Below are 16,669 nucleotides of genomic sequence, written 5' to 3' on the forward strand. Positions count from 1 at the left end.
GCGATGGCCGCACCGACGAACGACGAACGCTCGCTCTTCACGCTGATCGGCGAACTGCCCGACACGATCTCGAACCTCGTGCGGGCCGAGATCGACCAGATCAAGGCCGAGGTGACCTACAAGGTCAAGCACTTCGGCATCGGCTCGGGCTTCTTCGTGGTGGCGCTCATCGTGCTGCCCTTCCTGATCTTCACCCTGCTCGCCGCGGCGATCTTCGCGCTCGCGCTCGTGATGCCGGCGTGGGCGGCCGCGCTCGTCGTGTCGGGCGTGCTCGTGCTCGTCATCGCCGTGCTCGTGTGGATCGGCATCGTGAACTTCCAGCGGGGCTCCGAGCCTCTCGAATCGGTCGAGAGCCTCAAGGCCGACCTCGACGCCCTGAAGGGAACGGGTGACTATGACCGCCGCTACTGACGCACCCCGCCCCTCGAAGCGCGAGTCCGCGCAGCGCGAGCGCAACCTCACCCGGGTGCAGGCGCGGGTCGCCTCCCGGCAGGCGCGCGACGAGTTCGCCCGCACCCTCGACGCCCTCGAAGACAAGCTCAACGTGCCGAAGCAGGTCGGCATCCGGGTCGACCGGGCGAAGCTGTCGCTCAAGGCGTTCTACGACGAGCAGCCCGGGGTCGCGATCGCGGCCGCCGTCGGCGTCGCCGCCGCCGTGGGCGGCCTCGTGTGGCTCGTCGTGCGATCGAAGCTCGGCGACTGAGCGGTGCGAGAAGCGGGCCGGCACCGGTGACGACGTCCTCAGCGGACACCGCCGTCGAGCGGGTCGCCGACGCGATCCGCTCGGAGATCCTGAGCGGGGCGATCGCGCTCGGCTCGCCGTTGCGCGAGGAGGCGCAGGCCGAGCGCCACGGGGTCTCGCGGCACACGGTGCGCTCGGCGTTCCAGCGGCTCGTGGCCGAGCGCCTCGCCGAGGCCCAGCCGTACCGCGGCGTGCGGGTCGTCAGCTTCGATCGCGATGAGATCCGGGCGCTGCAGCAGCTGCGCGCCGCCCTCGAGGGCGAGGCGGTGCGCATCATCGCCGAGCGGTACGGCGACACGTGGCCTGACGAGCTGCTGGCGCCGGCGGTCGACGTGCTCGAGCGGTTGAGCGGGTTGACGAGCGAGCGCGGCGAACGTCCTGAAGCCGAGTCGCATGCGGTCGCGGGCCTCGATGCACGTCCTCCGGCGTCGGGCGCCGCTCGACCGGTGGACGGGGACGTCGACTGGCTCGAGGTCGAACGGCTCCACGCCGACTTCCACCGCGCGATCGTCGCCGCGTCGGCGAGCCCGCGCATCATCGAGGCCCATGACGCGCTCGGCAGCGAGCTGCTGCTGTTCCTGCTGCACGTGCGCCCGCACTACACGCTCGAGGCCATCATCGACGAGCATCGCGAGCTCCTCGTCGAGATCCAGGCGCAGGGTCCCGAGGCGATGCGCGAGCATCTCGGTCACTCGACCGACCTGCTGCTCGGCCAGATCGACGGTTCCGACGTCACGGCGTGATCGCGGCGTACCAGATCAGCAGCAGCGTCACGACGAAGCCGACGGCGTAGTTGATGCCGAGGAACCGCTTCCACCCCGCGTTCGCACGGCCCGACGTCGCGTCGGTGACGTCGACGAAGGGAGCCGCCGCCACGATGTAGGGCACGACGAGCACCGCGGCGAGCGGGCCCGGCCACGACGTCGCGAGCATGAGCACCCCGGCGACCGCCCACAGCGCGATCGCGAGGCGAACGGTGCGGCGCGCCCCCATCGCCGTGGCGATCGAGGCGATTCCGCCCGCCCGGTCGGGCACGATGTCCTGCACGGCTCCGAAGGCGTGGCTCGCGACGCCCCACGCCAGGAACGCGAGGAGCAGGGCGACGAGCGGTGGCGTGAACGCGGCCCCTGCCAGGACGAGCCCGTAGACGGCGGGCCCGACGAAGTGCACGCTCGAGGTGAGCGAATCGAGCCCGGGCACCTCCTTGAAGCGGAGGCCCGGAACCGAATACGCCGCGACAGCGAACAGGCACACCGCGAGCACCGCCGACGCCGCGAGACCGCCGAGCAGCACGAGCACCACGACGAACGGCAGGCAGGCCGTGATCGCCGCGATGATCGTCAGCCGGTGGCGTCCGGGCACGAGCAGCGCGCCCTCAGCGCCCCCCTTGCGCGGGTTCGCGGCATCCGACGCGTAGTCGAAGACGTCGTTCACCCCGTACATCGCGAGGTTGTACGGCACGAGGAAGAAGAGCGTGCCGACGACGAATGCGGCATCGACCTCGCGAGTCGTGAGCAGGTACGCCGCGGCGAACGGGTACGCCGTGTTCACCCAGCTGAGCGGCCGCGACGCGGTGACGAGATCGGCGAAGGCGCCGCGCCGGCGGACGTCAGCGCGCATGGCGAGGCCCGTCGAGGAGGTTCCAGAGCCCGCTGAGCAGCAGCACGCCGGCGATCGGGTAGGCGAGGTCCTCGACCGGGGCGAGCCAGATGCGCACCCCCCAGATGTGCGCGTCGCCGTAGTCGAAGAGCCCGGCGGCGATCATGACGGAGTCGAAGAGGACGGTCAGCACGACGAGGATGCCGCCGCTCGCCAGGACCGCCTCCCAGTGCCGTCGGGGAGCGCGCGGTGCCCCGACGGCGGCGACGGCGATCGCTGCGGCCAGGAACGCCGCCGAGAGCACGAGATAGGTCATCGTCGGCGATCCTCCCGCGTCGAGGCGAAGCGCAGCGCCGCCGTGTACAGCACGAGCGTCAGGTACGCGAGGAACGCGAGGAACACGAGTTCCTCGATCGGCAGCTCGGGGGCGAGCAGCACGCCAGTGCTCACCGCGTTCTCAGCCCGATGGAAGATGCCGAGCGCGATGCCCGCGAGATCCCATGCGAGGAAGAACGCCACGCCCGCGGCGACCACCACGGCCGCGCGTCGCGACCGACCGGGGGCGGCGAAGACGAGGCGGAACCGCACGTCGACGAGCGCCAGGCACGCGATGCTCGCGGCGAGCGCACCGAGGTAGGCGAAGCTCATGCGGGCACCCGCCCGCCCTGCGGCTCCGGCAGGCGCGCGGCGCCGCGCTCGCCGCGCACGGCCTTGGCGACGAGCTCCGCGCTGATGAGGCACATCGGCAGGCCGATCCCGGGCACCGTCGTGGCCCCGGCGAAGTAGAGCCCGCGGACCTTCTTCGACGCCGTCCGACCGCGTAGGAACGCGCTCTGCCGCAGCACGTGCGCCGGCCCGAGCGCCGAGCCTCGCCACGAGTTGAGTTCGTCCGCGAAGTCGCCGGGTCCGACGGTCCTGCGGACCAGGATGCGGTCGGCGAGGTCCTCGATGCCCGTCCACGCCGCGATCTGCGCGATCGCGGCGTCGGCGACCCGTTCGATCGCGGGGTCCCCTCCGCCGTCGACGCCCCCGTGGCCGAGGCGCGGGTCGGCCGGCACCGGCACCAGCACGAACAGGTTCTCGTCGCCGGCCGGGGCGACCGAGGCGTCGGTGGCGCTCGGCCGGCACACGTACAACGACGCCGGGTCGGGTACCGACGGCGACGGGCCGAAGATGCGCGCGAAGTTGTCCTGCCAGTCGGCGGTGAAGAGCAGGTTGTGGTGCAGCAGCTGCGGCAGGCGCCCGCGGACGCCGAGCATCACGAGGACGGCTCCGGGACCGGGGTCGGCGCGCCGCCACGACGCGGCCGACCGGCTTCGGTGCTCGGGCGCGAGGAGGGCGGTCTCGGTGTGGTGCAGGTCGGCCGCCGAGACCACGAGGTCGGCCGTCTCCACGCGCGGCAGGCCGCGGGCGTCGAGCACGCGGATGCCTCGTGCCGTTCCGTCTTCCACGACGATGCCCGTCACCCGGGAACCGGTCACCACGCGGGCGCCGGCTTCCTGGGCGAGGGCCGCCACGCGATCGATGAGCTCGCCGAACCCGCCGCGCGGGTAGAGCACGCCGTCGTCGAGGTCGAAGTGGCTCATGAGGTGGTACATGCTCGGCGCAGCCGCCGGGGACGTGCCGAGGAAGACCGCCGGGTAGCCCAGGATCTGGCGGAGCCGCGGGTCGCGGAAGCGCCGGGCGATGAAGCGGTCGAGCGGTTGGAAGAGCAGACGCCCCAGGGGCCCGGCATGGCGGAGCACGGGGCGGGCCGCAAAGGACGCGGGTGAGGAGAAGTCGTTGTAGAGGAAGTGGTCGACGGCGAGGCGCGCGGTCGACCCGGCCGAGTCGAGGTACCGCTCGAGCTCGACGCCGGCACCCGGTTCGATCGACTCGAACACGGCGGTCGCCCGCCGTCGGTCGGCGTGCAGGTCGAGCGGCGCGGGATCGTGCTCGAAGAACACGCGGTACCCCGGCTCGAGGCGCACGAGGTCGAGCTGCGCCTCGGCGCTCGTGCCCATGAGCCGGAAGAAGTGCTCGAAGACCTCGGGCATCAGGTACCAGGACGGACCGGTGTCGAAGCGGAAGCCCCCTGCCTCCCACCGGCCGGCCCGCCCGCCGATCGCGTCGCGCGCCTCGTGCACCGTCACGTCGTGGCCGTCGCGCGCGAGGAGGGCGGCTGTGGCGAGCCCGGCGATGCCGGCGCCGATGATGACCACCCGGCTCACGGCCGTGCCCCGTGCGCGAACGCGCTGGCCTCGGCCGGGGCGCCCGGCCGAGGCATCCCGCGTCGTGGCCGGACGACCGAACGGAGCAGCAGCGCGAGCTTCCTCGGCGAGGGGACGCTGACCCGTTCGCGGACGAGCCGCGGCGCCGGCGTCCGCCGGAGCCGCGCCGAGAGCTCGGAGAAGAGCCCGTGCGCCGCGGCGACCGCCCGACGGCATCCGCCCGGCAGCTCCGCGATCACGCCGCCCGCGATCGCGAGGTCGCGGTCGATGTCGTCGAGGACCCGCGACTTCTGCGCCTCGGTGAGATGGGCCGGGTCGATGCCCGGAAGGTAGCGGCGTCCGCGCTCGCCGAAGTCGTCGGCGAGGTCGCGCAGGAAGTTCAGCTTCTGGAACGCGGCACCGAGGTGCCGCGCGCCGCGCTGCCACCGCAGGTCGCGCTCGGCGTCGGCCGGCAGGCCCTCGCTGAACGCACGCAGGCACATGAGCCCGATCACCTCGGCCGAACCGTACACGTACGCGTCGAGCTCGTCGGCGTCGAAGTCGACCGGGTCGAGGTCGCGGCGCATGGACGCGAAGAACGGCCGCGTCGACTCGACGCCGAAGCCCGTCGCGCGGGCCGTCTGCGCGAACGCGTCGACGACGAGGTTCGCGCTGTAGCCGCAGCGGATCGCCCGCTCGGTCTCGACCTCGAGGGCATCGAGCACGGCGCGGCGCTCGTCGCGGTCGAGCCCGGCCTCCTCGGCCGGACCGTCGACGATCTCGTCGGCGATCCGGACGAGCGCATAGATGGCGGCCACGTGCGTGCGCACGGCGCGCGAGCAGAGCCGGCTGGCGAGGCCGAACGAGGTCGAGTACTCGGTGATCACGCGCGCCGAGCCGAGCCGGGCCGTGCGGTGGTAGAGGTCGAGGCCCGTCGGGGTCATCGCTCTCGCCCCACGCATCCCGACGCCGTGGCGAGGAGGCCGGCACGGAGGGCGCTCGGGAAGTCGCCGAACTCGATCGCGGCGACCGCCTCGGCGTGGCGTTCGCGGATGACGGCCTCGACCCGCGCCCGGGCCCCGGTCGACTCGATCACCTCGCGCAGTCGGGCGGCGGCCGCGTCGTCGAGGTCGGGTCGTCCGAAGTCGTCGGCGACCGTGCGCCACGCCGGGTCGCTGCGAGCCCACGCGATCAGCAGCGTCTGCTTGCCCTCTCGGAGGTCGCCGACGACCGACTTGCCCGTCACCGCCGAGGTGCCGAACACGCCGAGCACGTCGTCGCGCAGCTGGAACGCCACACCCAGGTGCCGGCCGACTTCGCCGAGCCGGTCGACCGCGTCGCGGGGCGCGCCGCCGAGCAGGGCGCCCGCCTGCAGCGGCGCGCTGAACGAGTACCACGCCGTCTTGCGCTCGATCATCGCGATGATCTCGTGCCGCGTGGGCGAGGCCGTCGCCTGCCGCACGTCGGCGTGTTCACCCGCGGCGGTGAGGAAGACGCAGTCGTCGAGCACGTCGAGGAGCGCGGCACGGACACGGTCGGGCGCTTCGACCTCGGCGACGATGCGGTGCGCGGCGCTGATCAGCAGGTCGCCGGCGAGGATCGCCGCGGCCTCCCCATAGTCGCGAGCCCGGCCGACGGCGAGTCCGCGTGCGCGGGCCTCGAGCATGAATCGGCCGGTCACGTTGGGTGCGCCGCGGCGCACGAGGTCGTGGTCGATGACGTCGTCGTGCATGAGGAAGGCCGTGTGCAGGAGTTCGAACGCCAGCGCGAGCCGCACCGCCTCACCATGGCCCGCTCCCGCGTATGCGGCGTGCGCGGCGAGCACGAGTTCGGGGCGCAGCCGCTTGCCACCGGCCGCGCTGTCGCGTGCCGCCGTCCAGAGTTGCGCGTACTCCGCGTCGTGCGCGACCGCCCGGGCGATCCGCGTGGCGAAGAAGGCCTCGATCTCGTCGTCGATGTCGGTGATCGCGGCGCGCGGCGCCGCGTCGAGGGCCACGCCCGTCATGACGCGAGCACCCGCGGCTCGACGGCCGCCCCCGAGAGGAACGGCAGCAGCCGCGCCTGCAGCACGAGCCACGGACTGAATGCCCACGGGGCATCGTCGACGGCTGCGGCGAGGCGGGCGGGATCGACCCACGCGATGTCCATGACCTCGTTCGGGTGCGGATCGGGCGTCGAGCGGGTGCGGGCGGTGTAGACCGGGCAGAGCTCGTTCTCGACCACGCCCGACGCGTCGACGGCGCGGTAGTGGAAGGTGGGAAGCACGGGTTCGATGTCGTCGAGCTCGAGGCCGAGTTCGAACTCGCCGCGGCGGCGGATCGCATGGAGGAGGGTCTCCGAGGGGGCCGGGTGCCCGCAGAACGAATTCGTCCAAACGCCGGGCCAGGCCTGCTTCGAGAGCGCCCTGCGCGTGACCAGGAGTCTGCCCTGCCCGTCGAAGACGTGGCAGGAGAAGGCGAGATGTCGTGCGGTGTCGGCTCCATGGACGCTCGCCTTCGGAGCTCGACCGATGGGCCGGTCGTCGGCGTCGAGCAGGACGACCTCTTCGATCTGGGTCACTGTCACGGCGACTCCTCGTTCTATCTGCCTTGGCAAGAAGCTAGCTTAGCGAACTATATGCCGAGTTGGCTAGAATCACGACATGGCAGATGAGTCCGCCTCGTGGCGGGAGGTCGCGCGAGGCATGCACGACCCCCGCATCTCGGACCGCGACGGCGACCTCGTCGACCGCTCGGGCCTCGACGATGCCGAGGTCGACCAGGTCGTGCGCGTCATGCGGAGCTTGCGCGGCTGGCACGAGACGCAGCGCCGCATGAGCGAGGCCTCGCGGCGCTACATGAAGCTCAACGAGACCGACATGCGAGCGATCCGCTACCTCATCGCCGCCCGCAACCAGGGCGAGATCGCGACGCCGGGTGCGCTCAGCGCCTACCTCGGAATCTCGAGCGCCTCGACCACGAAGCTCCTCGACCGGCTCGAGCACGGCGGCCACATCGTGCGCGCACCGCACCCGACCGATCGTCGTGCGCTCGCGATCTCGGTGACGGACGCGACCCGCGTCGCGGCGCGCGAGTCGGTCGGGCGTCTCCACGCCAGGCGCTTCGCCGTCGCCGCCGCGCTCACCCCCGTCGAGCGGGAGACGGTGATCCGGTTCCTCGACGCGCTGAGCGCGACCGAGCCCGACGAGGTGACCGAGCCCGAGCCGGACCCCGATCAGGCCTGACCGGTGACCTCGGGCGTTGCACCTGCTCGCTCCCACGACGCGACCGGGCCGTCGACGACCGTGAACAGCGGATGCGGGTCGGGCGTCACGACCGCCGACCAGCGTTCGGCGACCTCGGGACTCCGCGCCGCGAGCTTCGCCCGCAGGTGCCGCCACTCCAGGTCGAGCTGACCGCTTGTCACCTCGATGGGTGCCGCCGCGCCGCGCCGGTGCACCTTGGTCGTGTCGAAACGGTAGCCCCGGGCGCTCGCCTCGTCGGCGACGGCGGCGAGGTAGTCGCCGATCGCCTCCAACGGCCGGCTCGCCTCCCGGAACCGTTCGAGCTGCGGGTGCCGCGTGTATCCGCGGGTGGCGCCCTCGAGCACCGCCTGCGCGAGCAGCGTCTCCCGCCAGCAGGCGGTGAGGCCTTGGCGGTCGAGGTACCGGGGGTGCAGCGACCAGATCCGCATGGCAGGCAGCCTATGCGCCGACCGGCGGACGGACCGCTTTTGGCCGTTCGCTCCGGAAGGGGGAGACTGGAGACATGTCTTCCCCCGCTGCCGAAGCGGCAGCCGACGCGTTCCACACCGATTCCGACGCAGCGCAGACGCTCGAGGGGTACACGGTCTTCGCCGTGCTCCGCCGCGATCCCGCTCGTCCCGACGACTTCGACGGCCACGACGTCCCCCGCGTCGTGTCCGAGCTCGACGGCGTGATCTCGCTGATCGAGAACGAGGGCGTGACCCTCCGCGGCATCTACGACGTCTCCGGCCTCCGTGCCGACGCCGACGTCATGCTGTGGCTGCACGGCCCGACCGCCGAGGGCCTGCAGTGGGCGCTCCGCGAGCTGCGCCGCGCCCGGCTGCTCAAGGCGCTCCTGCCGACGTGGAACGCCATGGGCGTGCACCGCGACGCCGAGTTCAACAAGGCGCACGTGCCCGGGTTCCTCCGCGGCCTCGAGCCCAAGGGCTGGCTCACGGTCTACCCGTTCGTGCGCAGCTACGACTGGTACCTGCTCGACCCCGCCGAGCGCAGCCGCATGCTCGCCGAGCACGGCCGCAAGGGCGCCTCGTTCCGCGGCGCCATCGCGAACACGGTCGCCGCGTTCGCCCTCGGCGACTACGAGTGGCTGCTGCCGATCGAGTCCGACGAGCTCACCGAGCTCGTCGACATGATGCGCGAGCTCCGCGCCACCGACGCGCGCATGCACGTGCGCGAAGAGGTGCCCTTCTACACCGGTCGACGCATCTCGACCGCCGAACTCGTGGAGGTCCTGCAGTAATGGCGCACTACGACGCGATCCTGCTGTCGTCGTTCGGCGGGCCCGAGGGGCAGGACGACGTGATCCCGTTCCTGCGCAACGTGACCGCCGGCCGAGGCATCCCCGACGAGCGCCTCGAAGAGGTCGCCCACCACTACCGCCATTTCGGCGGCGTGAGCCCGATCAACGAGCAGAACCGGCAGCTCAAGGCCGCACTCGAGGCGGAGCTCGCGAAGCGCGGCATCGACCTGCCGGTCTACTGGGGCAACCGCAACTGGGCGCCGTACTTCGGCGATGTCGTCGCCGAGGCCGAGCGCAACGGCCACACCGAGCTGCTCGGCCTCGTCACGAGCGCGTACACGAGCTACTCGGGCGTCGGCCAGTATCGCGAGGACTTCCAGAAGGCGACCGCGGGCACGGGCGTCGCGATCGACCGGGTGCGCGAGTACTTCGACCACCCCGGCTTCGTGCAGCCCTTCATCGAGGGCGTGCAGGATGCCGCGGCGGAGCTCGCCGCGGAGGGCGTCGCCGCCGACCGCACCCACATCATGTACGTGACCCACTCGATCCCGACGCGCGCGTCGCAGGAGTCGGGCGCCGGCTTCGAGGACCGCGTCGGCACGGGCGAGGGCGGGGCGTACGTCGCCCAGCACCTGGCCGTGGCGCAGGTCATCAACGAGGCGGCCGCGTCGTCGTCGCCGTGGTCGCTCGTGTACCAGTCGCGCTCGGGTGCCCCTTCGACGCCGTGGCTCGAGCCCGACATCAACGACGCCATCGAGGAGCTCGCCGTCGGCGGGCTCACCGACGCGATCGTCATCGTGCCGTTCGGCTTCGTCTCCGACCACATGGAGGTCATGTGGGACCTCGACAACGAAGCCGTCGAGACGGCGGGCGAGCACGGGCTGAAGGTCCGTCGCGTCCCCACCCCGGGCGTGCACCCCGCGTACGTCGCGGGCCTCGTCGACCTCGTGCTCGAGCGCGTGAACGACGTGCCCGAGGCCGAGCGCCCGCACCTCACCGCCCTCGGCCCCTGGCCCGACCACGCGCGCGTCGCCGGCGGAGCGGTGCTCGACCCCGCCCAGGAGGCGACGTCGCGATGACCGCCGTCATCCGGGTCGGCACCCGTGGCAGCGCGCTCGCCATGGCGCAGACGCGCCAGATCTCCGAGCGCATCGCGAAGGCCGCGAACGCCGAGATCGAGCTCGTGCCGATCACGACGCAGGGCGACACGTCGCGGGCCTCGCTCGCGTCGATCGGCGGCACGGGCGTGTTCGCCGCGGCCCTGCGCGAGGCCCTGCTCGCGGGGGAGTGCGACCTCGTCGTGCACTCGTTGAAGGACCTGCCGACCGCCGAGCACCCGGGCCTGCGGCTCGGTGCGGTGCCCAAGCGGGTCGACGCGCGCGACGTGCTCTGCGCACGCGACGGGCTCACGCTCGACGAGCTGCCCGAGGGCGCGCGGGTCGGCACGGGCTCGCCGCGCCGCATCGCGCAACTCCGCGGCGCCCGCCCCGACCTCGAGGCGGTCGACCTGCGGGGCAACGTCGACACCCGGCTGGGCCGGGTGCACGGCGACGACGCCGACCTCGACGCGGTCATCCTCGCCGCCGCCGGACTCGGGCGCCTCGGCCGATCGGACGTCGCGACCGAGCACTTCTCGCTGGGCGACTGGCCGACCGCACCGGGCCAGGGGGCCCTCGCGATCGAGGTGCGCCGCGAGCGCGGCGACCGCGACCTGGAACGCGCGCTCGAGACGATCGACCACCGTGCGTCACGGGCGACCGCGCTCGCCGAACGTCTCGTGCTCGCCGGGCTCGAGGCCGGATGCGCCGCACCCGTCGGGGCGACGGCCTTCGTCGAGGACGAACTTCTGTTCCTGACGGCGAGCGTGTACAGTGCCGACGGGACGCGACGACTCACGAGCTCGCACGCGACCACTCCTGACAGCCACTCGGCCGCCGATCTCGCGGTCGCAGCGCACGACGTCGCAGACCGCGTCGTCGCAGAACTCCTCGGCAACGGCGCCGCAACCCTCGTTCCCCCAGAGGAGCAGCCGTGAGCGAATTCGAACCGATGACGGGCGCGATCAACCTGCCCGCGTCGGCCGGCGGCGCCAAGCCGCTCGCCGGGTGGCGCGTGCTCGTGCCGCGCGGCGGTCCGTGGGGCGACGGCGTCGCCGCCGCGCTGCGCGCCCGCGGCGCCTCGCCGATGGTCGCCCCGCTCATCAACTTCGCACCGGCCGACGACCAGCCGGCCCTCGAGGCCGCACTCGCCAAGCTCGCCGCAGGCGGCTTCGACTGGCTGACGATCACGAGCGCGACGACCGTCGACGTGCTCTCGTCGTACGGCGCCGTGATTCCCGAGACGACGAAGGTCGCAGCAGTCGGCGAGACGACCGCTGCCGCGCTCGGCGCCGCGGGGTACCACGCCGACATCGTGCCGTCGGAGGAGAACTCGGCGCGCGGCATGCTCGAGGAATGGGAGGCCGCGACCGGCGGGGCGAAGGGGCTTCGCGTGCTCGCGCTCCGCTCGGCGATCGCCAAGCAGGTGCTCTCGGTCGGCCTCGAGCGAATGGGCCACCACGTCGAGGCGGTCGTCGCGTACCGCACCATCGGCGTGCCGGTCTCGGCCAAGGTCGCCGAGGACGTGCGGGCCGGCCGCGTGAACGCCGTGCTCGTCACGTCGGGCAGCGTCGCCGAGCAGGTGCAGGACCAGCTCGGGCCCCTGCCCGAGTCGACCCTCGTCGCCGCCATCGGCCCCCAGACGAAGAAGGACGCGGCGAAGGTCGGCCTGCGGGTCGACGTCGTCGCCCGCGAGCGCTCGGCCGAGTCGCTCATCGACGCCGTCGTCGACGCCGCCACCGCGCTCGCGTGAGGCGCCGAGCGCGGGCTCGCAGCACTGCGTCGCCGCGGGAGACGCGATGACGCGGACCGACTCGCCCGAGGCATCCACGTCGCTCGAGACGCGGCCGCGCCGCCGCTGGGTGCCCGTCGTCGGCACCCTCGGGGGCGTGCTGGCGGTCATCGGCGCCGCCGCGTTCGCGACCAAGGGCATCGTCGTCAAGCTCGCGCTCGCCGAGGGTGTCGACTCGCTCACCACGCTGACGTGGCGAATGATCGTCGCCGTGCCGGTGTTCGCGACGGTCGGCCTCGTCGGCGTGCTCCGCCACCGGGGCAACCGCACGCCGACGGGGGAGCGGGTGCTCGACGTCGCCTCGGCGCTGCAGGCCGCCGGCGTGGGGGCCATCGGCTACTACCTCGCGAGCCTCCTCGACTTCACCGCCCTCGAGTACATCTCGGCGCAGCTCGACCGGCTGATCCTGCTGCTCTATCCGTTCTTCGTCGTGCTGTTCGGCGTCGTGTTCTTCCGCCGCAAGGTCACCCGCGTGATGATCGTCGGGCAGGTGCTCAGCTACCTCGGCATCGCCGTCATCTTCTGGCGCGACCTGAGCCTCGCGGGCGACCACGTGCTGCTCGGCGCGACCCTCGTGCTCGGAGCGGCGATCGCGTACGCCGTGTACCAGATCCTCGCGAAGCCCCTCATCGACCGCATGGGGGCTGGGCTCTTCACCTCGATCGCGATGAGCGGGGCGGGCGTCGCGATCGTCGTGCACTTCGCGGTGACGCACCCGATCACCGACCTCGCGGTTCCCGGCGAGGCGTGGCCGCTCGTCATCGCGATCGGGCTCGTCTCGACCGTGCTGCCCGCGTACTGCATCTCGGCGGCGATCGGCATGATCGGCTCGGAGCGCACGGCTGTCATCGGCAACGTCTCGCCGGTCATCACGATCGTGTTCGCCGTGTGGCTCCTCGGCGAGCCCTTCACCGTCTGGCACGCCGTCGGCACTGCCCTCGTGCTCGTCGGCGCCTGGATCTTCGCGATGCCGCGTGCGGCGCGGAAGCCGCGCTCGAAATCGCTTGCGCACGACGGTCGCGACGCCCCTATCATGCAGGAGTGACCGCACCCGAACCCTCGCGGGGCCACGCGCACACCGTCGTGCGCGACCGCATCCTCGGAATCGACGACGCCCGATTCCTCGCCCTCGTCGGCATGATGGCGACCCACCTGTGGGCATCGAGCACGGACGACTTCTGGACGACGCCGCTCATCAGCGAGGTGATCGCCGGCAAAGCTGCGGCGCTCTTCGCCGTGCTCGCCGGCGTCGGCATCGCGTTCGTCACGGACGCGCCGATCGCGAACGGACGCCTGGCGGCGGCCAGGCTGACGGTGTTCGGCCGCGGGTTCGCGCTCGTCGTGATCGGCATGACACTCGGGCTCGTGCCCGGGTCGATCGCGGTCATCCTCGTCTTCTACGGCGTGGCGTTCTGGTTCGTCATCCCTTGGCTCCGCCGACCGGTGCGGAGCCTCTTCGCGCTCGCCGTCGTTTGGGCGATCACTTGGCCGATCATCTCGAGCTTCCTGCGGTTCGCCGTGCAGGACCCGACGGATCCGTTCGACTTCATCGAGGCGAACTGGCTCGAACTCGCCGACCCCGGCCGATTCGTCGCCGGCCTGCTCATCACGGGCGTCTACCCGGTGCTCACCTGGGTCGTCTACCCGATCGTCGGGCTCGCGGTCGGCAGGCTCGTCCTGCGTGCCCGAGAGCACGACGGGATGCGGCGGCTCGCGCTGCGCCTGCTGGTGGCCGGTGCCGCCGTCGCGTCTTCGGCCTTTGCCCTGAGTTGGCTCCTGACGGCGCCCCTCGGCGGGCTCGCCCGGCTCCAGGAGGACTACGCCGGGTACGGCTCGCCCGAGGAGATCGAGTTCACGTACTACCTCGAGATGCACTACGCGCCCCCGGGCGACCTGCGCTGGCTCGCTTCGCCCGCACCGCACACGGGCACCTTCTTCGACCTCGCGATCACCGGGGGCATCGCGGTCGCCGTGATCGGGGGCTGCCTGGCCCTGCGGACCGTGCTGCCCGAGCGTGCCGCGCGGCTGCTGCGCCCCGTCGCCGGTGCCGGCGCCGCCCCGCTGACGATCTACACGCTGCACGTGATCGCCGCGGGCCTCGTCGCCGAGTTCGTCGTCGCCGACTGGCTCGTCGAGGCGGCAGGCCCGGTGCCGTGGCTGCTGTCGAGCCCGTGGATCTGGGGCGTGCACGTCGCGGGCGCCCTCGTGATCGGAGCCGTCCTCTCCTGGCTGCATCGCCGGGGGCCGCTCGAGACGCTCGTCAACTGGACCGGTCGCGGCTTCGCGAGGATCGCCGGCCGGGCCCCGGTCGAGCCCGCGGCGCCCGCCGACCGCGCTGCGCCAGCCGAGCCCGCGGAACCCGCTCCGCGCGCCACCACTCCCGGAGTGCGCCCAGCCGGGCGCGCGTAGGCTGGTCCGGTGAGTTCCGCGCCCCTTCCCCGCGTCCGACCGCGCCGGCTCCGCGAGACCCCGGCCCTGCGCCGCCTCGTCTCCGAGACCCGCCTCGACCCCGCCGACCTCGTGCTGCCGATCTTCGTGCGCGAGGGCGCGGCGGCTCCCGTGCCGATCGGCTCGATGCCGGGGGTCGTGCAGCACTCGGTCGAGAGCCTGCCGCAGGCGGTCGACGAGGCCGCGGCCGCCGGGCTCGGCGGCGTGATGCTCTTCGGCGTGCCCGCGGTGCGCGACGCGCGCGGCTCGGGTGCGACCGACCCCGACGGCATCCTCAACGTCGCGACGCGCGTCGCCGCCGAGGCATCCGCCGGCCGCCTGGTCGTGCAGACCGACCTCTGCCTCGACGAGTTCACCGACCACGGGCACTGCGGCGTGCTCGACGAGCGCGGTCGTGTCGACAACGACGCGACCCTCGAGCGCTACACCGCCATGGCGCTCGCCCAGGCGCGTGCCGGCTCCGAGCTGCTGGGCCTCAGCGGCATGATGGACGGCCAGGTCGCCGCCGTGCGCGAGGCGCTCGACGACGCCGGCCGGCAGGACGTCGCGATCCTCGCCTACTCGGCGAAGTACGCGAGCGCGTTCTACGGTCCGTTCCGCGACGCGGTCGAGTCGACGCTCGAGGGCGACCGCCGCAGCTACCAGCTCGACCCCGGCAACCGCCGCGAGGGCCTGCGCGAGGCGATGATCGACATCGACGAGGGCGCCGACGTGGTGATGGTGAAGCCCGCGGGCGGCTACCTCGACGTGCTCGCCGACGTCGCCGCCGCGAGCGAGGTGCCCGTCTGGGCGTACCAGGTGTCGGGCGAGTACGCGATGATCGAGGCCGCCGCCGCGCACGGCTGGATCGACCGCAAGCGCGCCGTCGTCGAGTCGGTGCGCTCGATCAAGCGCGCCGGCGCCGACGCCGTGCTCACGTACTGGGCCGTCGAACTGGCCGAGTGGATCCGGAAGGGGGACGCCGCGTGACCGCGACCAACGCCGAACTGTTCGCCCGCGCGCAGGCCGCGATCCCGGGCGGGGTGAACTCGCCCGTGCGCGCGTTCCGCTCGGTCGGCGGCACCCCGCGCTTCTTCGTCTCGGCGAAGGGCGCCTACCTCACCGACGTCGAGGGCCGCGAGTATGTCGACCTGGTCGCCGGATGGGGGCCCGCGATCCTGGGCCACGCCGACCCGCGGGTGGTGCAGGCGGTGCAGGATGCCGCGGCGCGAGGCCTCTCGTTCGGCTCGTCGACCCCCGCCGAGACCGAGCTGGCCGAACTCGTCGAGGGCCGAGTCGCACCGGTCGAGCAGCTGCGGCTCGTGTCGACGGGCACCGAGGCGACGATGAGCGCCATCCGCCTCGCCCGGGGATTCACCGGCCGCGACCTGCTCGTGAAGTTCGCCGGGCACTACCACGGCCACTCCGACGGCCTCCTCGCCGAGGCGGGGTCGGGCCTCGCGACGTTCGCCCTGCCCGGCTCGGCCGGCGTTCCCGCCGAGATCGCCGCGCTCACCCTCGTCGTGCCCTACAACGACCTCGACGCGCTGCGCGCCGTGTTCGCCGAGCACGGCGACCGCATCGCCGCCGTCATCGTCGAGGCGGCGGCCGCCAACATGGGCGTCGTGCCGCCCGCGCCGGGCTTCAACCGCGCGCTCGTCGACCTCGCCCACGCCAACGGCGCGCTCGTCATCAGCGACGAGGTGCTCACCGGATTCCGCGTGTCGGAGGCCGGCTGGTGGGGCGTCGAGGCGCGGCACGAGGCATCCGCCTACACGCCCGACCTCATGACGTTCGGCAAGGTCATCGGCGGCGGCATGCCGGTCGCGGCCCTCGGCGGCCGCGCCGAGATCATGCAGCGACTCGCCCCGCTCGGCCCCGTCTACCAGGCCGGCACGCTCTCGGGGAACCCGGTCGCGGTCGCCGCGGGCATCGCGACGCTGCGCGCCGCCGACGCCGCGGTGTACGCGAGGCTGGATGCCGCGGCCGAGGCGATCAGCGAGGCCGTGACCGCCGCGCTCGCCGCGGAGGGTGTCGCCCACCGGGTGCAGCGCGCCGGCAACCTCTTCAGCTTCGTGTTCGGCGAGGACGTCGCGGGCGACGAGGTGCGCGACTACGCGACCGTGCAACGGCAGGAGTCGTGGCGCTACGCCCCGTTCTTCCACGCGATGCTCGACGCCGGCGTCTCGCTGCCGCCGAGCGTGTTCGAGGCCTGGTTCGTGACCGCGGCCCATGACGACGTCGCGATCGGGCGCATCGTCGAGGCGCTGCCGGCCGCGGCTCGGGCTGCGGCACGCGCCGTTCCGTCGGTCGGGTAGCGACGAAGGAGCGTCCCGAGG

The 16,669-nt window shown here is 72.9% G+C and carries 20 protein-coding genes; 12 read left to right on the plus strand and 8 right to left on the minus strand.

Annotated features, from left to right (window positions below):
- Positions 1-3: 3 nt before the first annotated feature.
- Genes PX701_RS08060 through PX701_RS08070 form a run of 3 tightly spaced genes read left to right on the plus strand, consistent with a single transcriptional unit; the run spans position 4 to position 1,485 of the window.
- Positions 4-411 (plus strand): phage holin family protein, encoded by a 408-nt coding sequence (locus tag PX701_RS08060; RefSeq protein ID WP_231429102.1) that lies wholly within the window; start codon positions 4-6, stop codon positions 409-411.
- Positions 395-703 carry a DUF3618 domain-containing protein gene (locus PX701_RS08065; protein ID WP_231429101.1) on the plus strand — a complete coding sequence of 103 codons (309 nt, stop codon included), beginning with the start codon at positions 395-397 and terminating at the stop codon, positions 701-703. The genes PX701_RS08060 and PX701_RS08065 overlap by 17 nt, the downstream gene beginning before the upstream one ends.
- Positions 704-729: 26 nt before the next feature.
- A complete protein-coding gene (locus PX701_RS08070; RefSeq protein WP_275505993.1) occupies positions 730-1,485 on the plus strand; it encodes a GntR family transcriptional regulator in 756 nt (251 codons plus the stop codon).
- Here PX701_RS08070 and PX701_RS08075 read toward each other — a convergent pair.
- Genes PX701_RS08075 through idi form a run of 7 tightly spaced genes read right to left on the minus strand, consistent with a single transcriptional unit; the run spans position 1,475 to position 7,089 of the window.
- The gene (locus PX701_RS08075; RefSeq protein WP_275505994.1) at positions 1,475-2,362 is read right to left on the minus strand and encodes a prenyltransferase; all 888 of its coding nucleotides are present in this window, start codon (positions 2,360-2,362) and stop codon (positions 1,475-1,477) included. The genes PX701_RS08070 and PX701_RS08075 overlap by 11 nt on opposite strands.
- Positions 2,352-2,657, minus strand: coding sequence for a lycopene cyclase domain-containing protein (locus tag PX701_RS08080; RefSeq protein WP_231429098.1), 306 nt, complete (start codon positions 2,655-2,657; stop codon positions 2,352-2,354). Before PX701_RS08080 ends, PX701_RS08075 begins: the two co-directional genes overlap by 11 nt.
- Positions 2,654-2,989 (minus strand): lycopene cyclase domain-containing protein, encoded by a 336-nt coding sequence (locus tag PX701_RS08085; RefSeq protein ID WP_275505995.1) that lies wholly within the window; start codon positions 2,987-2,989, stop codon positions 2,654-2,656. The genes PX701_RS08080 and PX701_RS08085 overlap by 4 nt, the downstream gene beginning before the upstream one ends.
- Positions 2,986-4,551: a phytoene desaturase family protein gene (gene crtI, locus PX701_RS08090; RefSeq protein WP_275505996.1), complete on the minus strand. Its 1,566-nt coding sequence runs from the start codon at positions 4,549-4,551 to the stop codon at positions 2,986-2,988. Before crtI ends, PX701_RS08085 begins: the two co-directional genes overlap by 4 nt.
- Positions 4,548-5,474, minus strand: a complete 927-nt coding sequence (locus PX701_RS08095; protein WP_275505997.1) for a phytoene/squalene synthase family protein — start codon at positions 5,472-5,474, stop codon at positions 4,548-4,550. The genes crtI and PX701_RS08095 overlap by 4 nt, the downstream gene beginning before the upstream one ends.
- Positions 5,471-6,535, minus strand: coding sequence for a polyprenyl synthetase family protein (locus PX701_RS08100; protein ID WP_275505998.1), 1,065 nt, complete (start codon positions 6,533-6,535; stop codon positions 5,471-5,473). The genes PX701_RS08095 and PX701_RS08100 overlap by 4 nt, the downstream gene beginning before the upstream one ends.
- On the minus strand, positions 6,532-7,089 hold the full coding sequence (gene idi, locus PX701_RS08105; RefSeq protein ID WP_231432206.1) for an isopentenyl-diphosphate Delta-isomerase: 558 nt from the start codon (positions 7,087-7,089) through the stop codon (positions 6,532-6,534). The genes PX701_RS08100 and idi overlap by 4 nt, the downstream gene beginning before the upstream one ends.
- 82 nt (positions 7,090-7,171) lie before the next feature.
- Between idi and PX701_RS08110 the strand changes: the two genes are divergently transcribed.
- Entirely contained in the window at positions 7,172-7,753 is a 582-nt protein-coding gene (locus tag PX701_RS08110; protein WP_275505999.1) for a MarR family winged helix-turn-helix transcriptional regulator, read from the plus strand.
- Here the strand turns inward: PX701_RS08110 and PX701_RS08115 are convergent.
- Entirely contained in the window at positions 7,744-8,202 is a 459-nt protein-coding gene (locus PX701_RS08115; RefSeq protein ID WP_275506000.1) for a pyrimidine dimer DNA glycosylase/endonuclease V, read from the minus strand. The genes PX701_RS08110 and PX701_RS08115 overlap by 10 nt on opposite strands.
- 74 nt (positions 8,203-8,276) lie before the next feature.
- Here PX701_RS08115 and hemQ point away from each other — a divergent pair, with 74 nt between their 5' ends.
- From hemQ to hemL, 8 genes are read left to right on the plus strand one after another with little or no spacing between them, the layout of a single operon-like run.
- Positions 8,277-9,014: a hydrogen peroxide-dependent heme synthase gene (hemQ, locus tag PX701_RS08120; RefSeq protein ID WP_231429091.1), complete on the plus strand. Its 738-nt coding sequence runs from the start codon at positions 8,277-8,279 to the stop codon at positions 9,012-9,014.
- Entirely contained in the window at positions 9,014-10,093 is a 1,080-nt protein-coding gene (locus PX701_RS08125; protein ID WP_275506001.1) for a ferrochelatase, read from the plus strand. Before hemQ ends, PX701_RS08125 begins: the two co-directional genes overlap by 1 nt.
- The gene (hemC, locus tag PX701_RS08130; protein WP_231429089.1) at positions 10,090-11,049 is read left to right on the plus strand and encodes a hydroxymethylbilane synthase; all 960 of its coding nucleotides are present in this window, start codon (positions 10,090-10,092) and stop codon (positions 11,047-11,049) included. The genes PX701_RS08125 and hemC overlap by 4 nt, the downstream gene beginning before the upstream one ends.
- A 14-nt stretch (positions 11,050-11,063) precedes the next feature.
- Positions 11,064-11,864, plus strand: coding sequence for a uroporphyrinogen-III synthase (locus PX701_RS08135; protein WP_275506773.1), 801 nt, complete (start codon positions 11,064-11,066; stop codon positions 11,862-11,864).
- A gap of 46 nt (positions 11,865-11,910) precedes the next feature.
- Complete coding sequence (locus tag PX701_RS08140; RefSeq protein WP_275506002.1) at positions 11,911-12,948, plus strand: DMT family transporter; 1,038 nt, start codon at positions 11,911-11,913, stop codon at positions 12,946-12,948.
- Positions 12,945-14,312, plus strand: coding sequence for a heparan-alpha-glucosaminide N-acetyltransferase domain-containing protein (locus tag PX701_RS08145; RefSeq protein ID WP_275506003.1), 1,368 nt, complete (start codon positions 12,945-12,947; stop codon positions 14,310-14,312). Before PX701_RS08140 ends, PX701_RS08145 begins: the two co-directional genes overlap by 4 nt.
- A gap of 9 nt (positions 14,313-14,321) precedes the next feature.
- Positions 14,322-15,320: a porphobilinogen synthase gene (gene hemB / locus PX701_RS08150; protein ID WP_275506004.1), complete on the plus strand. Its 999-nt coding sequence runs from the start codon at positions 14,322-14,324 to the stop codon at positions 15,318-15,320.
- Complete coding sequence (gene hemL / locus PX701_RS08155; RefSeq protein ID WP_275506005.1) at positions 15,317-16,648, plus strand: glutamate-1-semialdehyde 2,1-aminomutase; 1,332 nt, start codon at positions 15,317-15,319, stop codon at positions 16,646-16,648. The genes hemB and hemL overlap by 4 nt, the downstream gene beginning before the upstream one ends.
- Positions 16,649-16,669 lie beyond the last annotated feature (21 nt).

Origin of the sequence: Agromyces chromiiresistens (assembly GCF_029167465.1) — a bacterium.
GTDB lineage: Bacteria > Actinomycetota > Actinomycetes > Actinomycetales > Microbacteriaceae > Agromyces > Agromyces chromiiresistens.